Source organism: Pseudarthrobacter sp. Hb11 (assembly GCF_059383655.1).
On record NZ_JBWZCM010000015.1, the window covers coordinates 11681 to 20356 of the forward strand.

The window sequence follows — 8676 nt, forward strand, 5'->3', positions numbered from 1 at the left end:
CTTCACCAGGTGACGGTTCCGGCGGCCCCGTCGACTGTTGAGCCCTGGCCGTCGGGCTGGCGCGTGTGGCATCCGTGACCCCCACCACCGCGGGGATGCCAGACGCGCGGGCCACCACCGCCCCGTGGGAGATGACGCCGCCCATTCCATCACTAGGGCGCTCGCCGTCATGCGGGCGACGGCTTCGCGCCTAGCAATTTCGCCGGTATTGCCACGGCGCTGTTTGTGTTGGCGTTCGCCTTCGAGGGCACCGAGATTGTGTCCGTGGCAGCAGCAGAGACGGCGGAGCCCGCCCGCAGCGTGAAGAAGGCAGTCAGGACAGTGCCTTTTCGCGTCGCGGTGTTCTTTATCGGGGCGGTCTTTGTGATTGCGGCTGTGGTTCCTGTGGGCTCTGAAGGATTGAGGAGCCCGTTCGCCGCGTTCTGGAGGCCGCATGTATGGCGTGGGCTCCACGTGCCTGGTGGTGTGGACGTCCGCGCTCCTGGCCCAGCTGGCGCTGCGCCTTCGTGCCGACCGCGAGGTGACGGAACTTCCCCTGCGGATGCCGGGCTTCCCGTGGCTCACGGGTCTTGGCCTGCTCATCCTCGCGGCGATATTCACGGTGGGCTTCATCGGTGAGGACTCCCGTCCTCAGCTTCTGAGTTTGTTCGGACTCGTGGCGCTCCTTGCGGTGGCGAACTGGGTGAACCACCGCGGCGGGAAGGTTGTGGGCCGCGCTGAATTTCGGACAGTGGAAAGCAGGAGGTGCTCATCGACTGAACCGATGCTGGACCCGTTCGTAAGTCCCGCGCTTACCGGGGTGCGTCAGGCTACCGCCTGGCGCGCCCTTGCATGATGCATCCTGTGAGGCCAAGTTGGCCACCGACTCTCCGGCTGCAGCCGCCCGTCACCATGAGACCCAGCCAATCAGCCCGAAAGAGGATTAGCCGGGGGCTGCCCCAATCTCGGAGTGATTCCGAAGAATAGTGCGCGGGCGTGAAGCTGCCGGCTACAGGAAGTTGTAACCATTGGAGAACATCGAGGTTGCCAAGGACGTCAGTTGCAGCCAGATGATTTGCACTGACCATCGCAGGTGTCAGCGGCTGACCTCCCGGGTAAGCATTTCGATGTCCGGCTAGCTCGACAAATACATCCATGGATGCCAATAGCGCTAGGACCATCAGCGATCCCTTTAGACGCTCCCGCCCGTCCGGGCGGCCCTGCGAAAGACTCTAGTCAAAGGACCTAAAGACGTTATAGATGTGCAACTGTACGTGCCCAACGCGTACGGTGCTCGAATCTCAGATGGACCCGTTCGTCTTGCATGGCCCCAGACCTGTTCGGGCCTGACCTTGCCGACGGCTTGCGTGGGCCGGCTGAAGACACGGACAGCGAGAGTGAGGTCACAAAAAGTGCTGTGCGCCGTCTAAAGGAATAAGCACGGTGTCCCGGGCCTAGGCCCCGCGCAACACCATTACTAGATTGAAAATGGGATAGGAGGCAAAAAGGGCCGCTAAAAGCCAACGGTAGACGCGGATCGACTTCCACCCGCCGCTGGAGATCCCGCCTACTGATTCACGAGGGCAGCCGTAAATCTTCTCGATAGAGCTCAGCCAAGATTGGGAGCGATCTTGGAGAGCTCTGTGGCGGTCAGCGAACACATTCCATAGGACTAATAGCGCCAGTCCAACGAATCCTGCCATCAAGCGCTGCGAGGAGGTCGCGTCCTTATTGGCTTCAAGAGCGGCAGCAGCACCAAAGGCCAACGGAATCACGATAGCGGCTGTGGTCCATATTCTGTTGTTATCGGAAAGGAAAATTTGGCTCTTTACGGTGTATATATTCCGCAGATCCTCTCGACCCAACTTTCCTGCCTTAAGTGCAGCTTCAAGGTGAGCTGAGTAGTCCTTAAGCCCCTTGCCCCCACCAAGTTGTTGCTGGCTCCGCTCGTCTGATGTGGACACTAGTACCTGCCTTCTACTTGCGCTCACTGGCTGAGCACCCATCGCTACTGACAGTATCGTCACGGGATCATGGGCAGGACGTGTATGACACGGGTGCGGACATGAAACTTAAGCGGGAGGTCGCTCCTTGGACGCTGGCTAGGGCTGAAAGAACAATAGAAAGCTTTCACGTGGTGCTTAGGAGTGTGGCTTAGTTGCCCCAATAAGGGGTCTACCTGCACATGGCTGAATGAGCAGTAGTTAGACCTTTTGTACATGTCAGCAACAGTGTTTTCGACCCACACTTCGCCAGACAGCGTGAACGCTACTACTGGGGATCCGTAGTGATAGGCAATGTCACGGTCGGAGGAATCAAGGGTAAAGCTGCTTTGGGACTGCTAAAGGTTTGGTTGACTCCTGACCTGTGACGATTAACCTCGCGGGTGGAAGGATGTTCATCATGCCCAAGGCCGATTCCGAAGTGTTCCGCCGTGACGAGGTCGCGGTTGCCCGCAAGGGCGAAGCACCGCTGACCACGATCGCCAAGGACTTCGCGTTTCGCTGGCTGCACTGCACCGTTGGCTGAAGAGAGCTGACGAGGATAAGGACCCAAAACCAGGGCCGCGAAGGAAGAATCCGCCGAGCTGCGGGAAGCGGAGAAGCGCATCAAGCTTTTGGAACAGGAAGCCGACGTCATGCGCCAGGACGTCGCGTATCTGTCTAGGCACATCAACTCACAATGATGTTCCCGCTGGTCCTTGACCTTGCCGCTGACGGTGTTCCCGTCGCGGTGACCTGCCGGGTACTGAACTTCTCCAAACAGGCCCTCTAAAAGTGGGAATCCAATACCGTCCCGGTTTGGGATTGGGAGAAAGCACACCCCATTAACGCTGCGATCGACGTCCACGCCGATGACCCGGCATTCGGCTACCGGTTCATCGGTCCTGCCATTCCTAGCGCCGATTCGCGAGAGGTCATCCAGATGCCCACCGAGGAATCACCGGCATGCCGCAACTCAGCCGGTAGTTCCATCGTGCGTGGCGGAGCGGTGGAACACCGAAATGGTGGATGTCCACGATGATGGACAGGTGAACAGCGCTATTTGGTTTGTGACTCCTATGCTGGAGCTACCAGCTCAATGGGAGGGTGGCCCACAGCTGAAAAAGATGCACGCGTGGCTAGATCCTGAAATGCCACGCCGCGGCGCCGCCCATTGGGAATGAAGTTGCATGTAAATATAGGTTCATGGCTATCGAAGACAAGGGTGCCGGTCCCGACGATCTAGGCTTGAAGGCGGCCGAGAAAGCATCGTCAGGTCCCAAGCGGCGTAAACGGAACAAGACACTCAAGACAGCTAGTGCCGTCGCCGTCCTAGTCGTCAGTGTGGTGACAATTTTTATGGCATTCACATCACCCCAGTTCAATACGTGGGTCTCCTCCCTATTCCAGTCCAAGGTGGCTGCGACCTTCTCTCACCCCGGTCCTGGCGCCTCGCTTGTCGGCCAAGAACAGCGAGTGACTCTGAATGTCACGGGCTACGAAGAAGCAAAGACGACGTTATGGGTAGTCGTCAAAGCGGAAGATCGGAACTATTACCCTTTACCGAGCCGCCTCGAGCAGCGCAACGGTGAATTCAATTTCCCGGTGATCCTAGGGCGCAAAATCGAAGACAGAGCCAGATTCACAATAATTGTGCTGTCGCTGACTGAGTCGGCAGACAACGCTCTTGTTGACCACCTAGAGAGCGACCCTGAGGGCGATGACGGCCTGAGAGCATTGCCGGACGGGACGAATGAGATTGCGTCCTTGAGCGTTCACAGGGACGGCTAATAGAAAGACTGGATACCCATAGCGAGGAGCACCGACGCCCCACACGCTGATCCCTTGTGCAGCCCGGGAAGCACCGCACTCACTCGAGCGTTAGACGGCGGTGAATCGGACGTTGGAACTTACTTGTGGCGCGGTCAGTAAGGTTGCGGTGTGCCCCTGGCCGCTCTTCCCTTTGGAGCAGAGGCATGGCATACGCTATCGACGGACCTACCCGCGGCACGTCGGGCAAGGTCGCCAGATTTTGATTGGACCCTTCATGGCATGTTTCTACCCTGCCGCAAACGGTGGTTAACCACCGGGTATTGCTGGCAATTTGTTCAAAGTTTCCGGGTAACGGCCCAGATTCCGTCGGCCGCCTCGGTACGGCGTTTCTTTACTGACGAATCCGGCGGGAGGAGTAGCGCCGTCACTGGTACTTCAAGCACGTCGGCGATATCCCAAAGTCGCTCGTAAGTCACGCTCTTCTTCCCCCACTCGGTTCCGCTAATCACGTTCCGGCTCAATCCGGACTCCAGGGCCAAAGCTTCCTAGGAGAGAAACTGCTCTGTTCGCAGATCCCTTATCCGAGCCCCGATCGGTGCCCTGCGTTCCGCCCACCTGAGCGTTTGCTCCTTTGAAGACTGCTCGGGGCGCGGGGGCATGAACCAATGCCAACCAAAATCGTCGTAGTTGTCTGCTCTACTAGTGATACATACAGCGTTCCGCTGTTAGCCCCTGGTCAAGTGCTGATGGCGTTCCAGCTGCTGGTTCTCGTGTTCTTCGTGGCGCTGGCCATCGGCAACGTGGTGTCCGCCAACGGTGCCGGGGGACTGGCCAGCGGGCAGCCGTTCTTCAACGACACCGCCAGCTTCGCCACCATCTCCGCCGGTGCCGCGATCGCCGCGTACTCGTTCCTGGGGTTCGACGCCGTCACCACCCTCACTGAGGAAACCATCAACCCGCGCCGGACCGTGCCGCGCGCCATCATGCTCGTGGCCCTGATCGGCGGCGGCATCTTCGTAGCGGTGTCCTACGTGACACAGCTGGTCCACCCCGGCGGCGTGTTCGAGGACTCGGCCTCCGCGGCGAGCTCTATCGCCCTGCAGATCGGCGGGCAGCTGTTCGGTGCCGTGTTCTTGGCCGGCCTGGTGGTGGCGCAGTTCGCCTCCGGCCTCGCCGCGCAGGCCAGCGCCTCGCGCCTGCTGTACGCGATGGGCCGCGACTCCGTCCTGCCCAAGGCGGTCTTCGGCCGGCTCAGCGAGAAGTTCCACACCCCGGTGGCGAACCTGGTGGTCACCGGCGTCGTGGGCCTGATCGCGATCTTCCTGGACGTGGCCACGTCGACGTCGTTCATCAACTTTGGCGCCTTCACCGCCTTCACGCTGGTGAACGCCTCGGTGGTGTTTCACTATGTGCGCCGGCGCCGGGCCGGGCAGCAGCTGAATCCGGTGTCCTACGTGGTGGTACCGGTGATCGGTGCAGTCATCTGCGCCTACCTGCTCTCCCGGCTGGACAGCAACGCCATTACGCTGGGTGTGTCCTGGCTGGTGCTGGGCGTGGTGGTCCTGGCCCTGATCACCCGCGGCTTCAAGGCCTCGCCGCCGGAGATGACGGCCACGGAGAAGGCGACGGTCGAGGCCGCGGCCTGAGCCTGTCAGTCTGTAGTGCGGCCACCGGGCCGAGGGAAGGAATGTTCGTGAGGATTGCGCTGGGGCAGCTGGAGTCGGGCGCCGACATCCGTGCCAACCTCGCCGCGATCGACCGGTTCGCCGCCGAGGCAGCGCGCGACGGCGCCGCGCTGGTCGCCTTCCCCGAGTACGCCATCTACGAGAAGAAGAAGGTGGATGCCTCGTTTCCGGCAGTGGCCGAGCCGCTGGACGGGCCCGTCTGCCGGGAGCTCGCCGCTATCGCCCGCCGCCACCGCATCGCGCTGGTAGCGGGCGTGGTGGAAACCTCGGACGAGGCGGGCAGGGCGTACAACACTTTGGTGGCGTTCGGGCCCGACGGCGGCAAGTTGGCTTTCTACCGGAAGATTCACCTTTTCGACGCGCAGGGCTTCGGGGAGTCGGCGTTCATCAAGCCGGGCCCGTCCACGGATCCGGTGGTGTTCGAGGACGGGGGAGTGCGGTTCGGGCTGATGACCTGTTACGACCTGCGGTTTCCTGAGCTGGCTAGGTCCCTGGCCGACGCCGGCGCGCAGGTTTTGCTGGTGTGTTCGTCCTGGGTGCCGGGGGAGCATAAGACGGAGCAGTGGCTGGCACTGAACGCAGCCCGTGCGATCGAGAACAGCGCGTACGTCGCGGGCGTGTGCCAGGCGCCGCCGGTGTCCGTGGGGCGGAGTGTGCTGGTGGACCCGATGGGGGTTGTCGAGGCGGATCTCGGGCTGGAGCCCGGGGTGCGGGTGGTCGAGGTCTCGCTGGAGACGGTGGACCGGGTACGGGAATCGTTTCCGATGTTCCGGCAGCGGCGGCTGTAGTCAGGTCTGTACCCTGCAAGACGTGTCCGAGCTTTCGGGGTAGCCAAGACCGCTAACGAGAAAGTCAGTTGCGTGCCCAACGACTATTCGCACCCGACGGTTCGCACCCGAAGAAACAGGATTTGGAGGTGGTGCTCGCATAGTGAATGGCGGCGCTTAGTTAGCAAGCCAGCGCAGAACCCAGCGGAGCCCGAGCGCGTCTCCGAGAGCCGGGTGCATCTGATGAAAGGCCTCGAGCCTTGGTCGCAGGAAATTCAGCCTCCTACAGGCGCAGCAGGAGGCCACTCGTTGAGCATGAATTAGGTAATACATAACAACCAATTTTGCGAAATTGCACGCCTGATGTTAGATTCCGGGTGCACGAATCATTAGTTGGGGACTTGGATTTTGCGTCGACGTCTCCCGTCAGCCTTGAAAGCCTGGTCCATTATGGGGATAAGTCACATTGATATTGCAGTCATGATTCCCGTGACTATTTCAGCTAATCCCGATGAACAATCGGGTTGGCATGTAGGCAGGCTGCCAAGCCGTTATGACTCGCATATCGATACGGCACCTATAGAGTGGAAAGCTTTGGATAAGCGCCTCAGCTACTGGCTCTCTCCGGCAACCGCTAATCGCCGTTGGTACAGGCGGCCCGGTGACAGTTGGTTTGATTCCAGTGCGCCCGAAGATGTCGACCCTAAGTTACGCGAGCTCTTGAACACTCGGTTTGGAGCGGACCTTGACAGCGACCGCGGCGATGAAATTCACCTGGGCAGTGGTCGAGTAGTAGGGCTTGACGGCGTCGACTTAGTTCGCATACATGACGGAGATGCAAACAACGGTCTTGCACTAATCAGGTTTCTGCTTTACTTGCCGGGCCACATGCCCGATGTTGACCTCGAGGAGCTGGACGAGCTCAGGCAAGTTCTGCGGGACTTTGCACTGTATCCAGCCGTAGCGAAAAGTCGAAGTGCAGATTACTCAAGTATCACCGACCTAGATGATATTGATTTCTTACTCACTGAGTTTGACATCAATGATTCATTTGCAGATCGTGAAGATGAGCTGGGGGAACGCGCGGAATTTGTGGAACCCACCAATGACGTGACGTCCGAATCACGCTCTCGTGCGGATGCGGATGAACGAAAATATCCCGCTCGGCCTGTTGGTCTTGCGGACGTGGAGTTTGACAAGATTCCACAAGAGCCCTCGGTCGAAACCACGAGCAATCAAAACGATGATGTCCGTATGGATGTATACAATTTTTACAGTGCACTGCTTGAACCGGTTGCAACTATTGAGCCGCTGGATGGCACGCTGCCGCCGTGCAAACTGATGACCCAAATCATTTTGGGCAATGATTTTGTGGACGAAGAAGAAGAGTCTCGAACTGAGGCTATCGGTGTGGCCAACAGGCTTCAACTGCTCATGTTCAACTTGCAGGACCTAGATGGCCGAGTCACAGATATCGATGATATCGCTAGCGCTGCAGAGGTGAGCTACATACCGTTGCCGAGGGACGCAGCCTCTATCGCAGTCGGTCCAGCCGGTCTGGTAGTTGCACACGACGGCGAAGGTAATTTCATCCGATACCGGGATGTTTTCCTCCTGAACGAGATGCAGGGTTCCCTCATAACTGCGGTCGACAACGCACTCTTTGAAGCGGGAGCAGTTGAAGAACCCAAACGAGTAAAGGAACTCGGAAAACTGCTGGGCCATCACCCGGCTACAAATGCCTTCAAGCAGATGCACTGGAGCGGAGTCGTCTCGGCCGATGGAACGCTGCAAAAGGTATACGACCACGCAGTTCGCACCAGCCGTATCGAACAGAGGCTTGTAAGCACGAGAGCGGAACTATCAGAAGCAAACGCCGCGGTTGCCCGCGGCGCTGAGGACACCATGAACTGGTTGCTCATGGTTATGGCTATCTTGGCTTTTTCAGTTCCTGTCGGCCTTACTGTCGCGCAATTTCAGGAACCCTGGCCGGATGTTTGGATGGTGCCCAGCGGCCTTGCCATCGGTGCCCTGATGGCAGCAGCATTCTGGTTTGCGTTTAGCCGCTTGCTCAAGGGGCGATAAAGAGGCTGCTTAGCGGAATGCCCAATGTAGGGCCCGCGCCGTGTCGTCCTTTCCTAGGGCCAAGGAAGGCATGCGTGGGATTACAAAAAACGCTAAGCACTGAGAGAACCTGTAATTCGTTGGAATGTCAGCGCGGACAGCTATATTGCAGACATGATCAAAGCGAAGAAGTCCCCAGAGACGCAGATGTGCCCGGCGTGCGGCAGCGAATCTTGGCGCATCATGTACGGCATGATGATGCCCGATGCCAGAGAGCAGTACCCAAAAGCGGTCTTTGCCGGCTGCGTCGTCATGGAAGAAGAACGCCTGTATCCAGCGACCGGAATCATTGAAAGAGGCGTGCCAGAGTGGGCGTGCCGGAACCCACAGTGCGGGCACCGCTGGTGGTAGGCCGGCACCACCGGT

Annotated in this window: 7 protein-coding genes and 3 pseudogenes; 7 read left to right on the forward strand and 3 right to left on the reverse strand. The window is 59.2% G+C overall.

Annotation, left to right across the window (positions count from 1 at the left end; genetic code table 11):
* Positions 1-2 precede the first annotated feature (2 nt).
* Positions 3-171 (reverse strand): annotated as a pseudogene (locus tag AC50X7_RS16560) (PEP-utilizing enzyme); the annotation flags it as partial.
* On the opposite strand from AC50X7_RS16560, the pseudogene AC50X7_RS16565 reads away from it, so the two are divergent.
* Positions 157-759: pseudogene (locus AC50X7_RS16565) on the forward strand (amino acid transporter); the annotation flags it as partial. The pseudogenes AC50X7_RS16560 and AC50X7_RS16565 sit on opposite strands and share 15 nt — an antisense overlap.
* A 674-nt stretch (positions 760-1433) precedes the next feature.
* Here AC50X7_RS16565 and AC50X7_RS16570 read toward each other — a convergent pair.
* Positions 1434-1943 carry a hypothetical protein gene (locus AC50X7_RS16570; RefSeq protein ID WP_494980016.1) on the reverse strand — a complete coding sequence of 170 codons (510 nt, stop codon included), beginning with the start codon at positions 1941-1943 and terminating at the stop codon, positions 1434-1436.
* A 439-nt stretch (positions 1944-2382) separates the two neighbouring features.
* Here AC50X7_RS16570 and AC50X7_RS16575 point away from each other — a divergent pair.
* Together AC50X7_RS16575 and AC50X7_RS16580 are read left to right on the forward strand one after the other, a co-directional pair.
* A pseudogene (locus AC50X7_RS16575) lies at positions 2383-2880 on the forward strand (transposase); the annotation flags it as partial.
* A 287-nt stretch (positions 2881-3167) separates the two neighbouring features.
* Positions 3168-3752: a hypothetical protein gene (locus AC50X7_RS16580; RefSeq protein WP_494980017.1), complete on the forward strand. Its 585-nt coding sequence runs from the start codon at positions 3168-3170 to the stop codon at positions 3750-3752.
* A gap of 317 nt (positions 3753-4069) precedes the next feature.
* Here AC50X7_RS16580 and AC50X7_RS16585 read toward each other — a convergent pair whose 3' ends face one another.
* Positions 4070-4273, reverse strand: a complete 204-nt coding sequence (locus AC50X7_RS16585; RefSeq protein WP_494980018.1) for a helix-turn-helix domain-containing protein — start codon at positions 4271-4273, stop codon at positions 4070-4072.
* 207 nt (positions 4274-4480) lie between these two features.
* Here AC50X7_RS16585 and AC50X7_RS16590 point away from each other — a divergent pair, with 207 nt between their 5' ends.
* From AC50X7_RS16590 to AC50X7_RS16605, 4 genes are all read left to right on the forward strand, one after another.
* A complete protein-coding gene (locus AC50X7_RS16590; protein ID WP_494980019.1) occupies positions 4481-5380 on the forward strand; it encodes an APC family permease in 900 nt (299 codons plus the stop codon).
* A gap of 41 nt (positions 5381-5421) precedes the next feature.
* The gene (locus AC50X7_RS16595; RefSeq protein WP_494980020.1) at positions 5422-6207 is read left to right on the forward strand and encodes a carbon-nitrogen hydrolase family protein; all 786 of its coding nucleotides are present in this window, start codon (positions 5422-5424) and stop codon (positions 6205-6207) included.
* Positions 6208-6666: 459 nt separating this feature from the next.
* Positions 6667-8271 (forward strand): hypothetical protein, encoded by a 1605-nt coding sequence (locus AC50X7_RS16600; RefSeq protein ID WP_494980021.1) that lies wholly within the window; start codon positions 6667-6669, stop codon positions 8269-8271.
* Between the two features lie 153 nt (positions 8272-8424).
* Positions 8425-8661, forward strand: a complete 237-nt coding sequence (locus tag AC50X7_RS16605; RefSeq protein WP_494980022.1) for a hypothetical protein — start codon at positions 8425-8427, stop codon at positions 8659-8661.
* Positions 8662-8676: the final 15 nt, after the last annotated feature.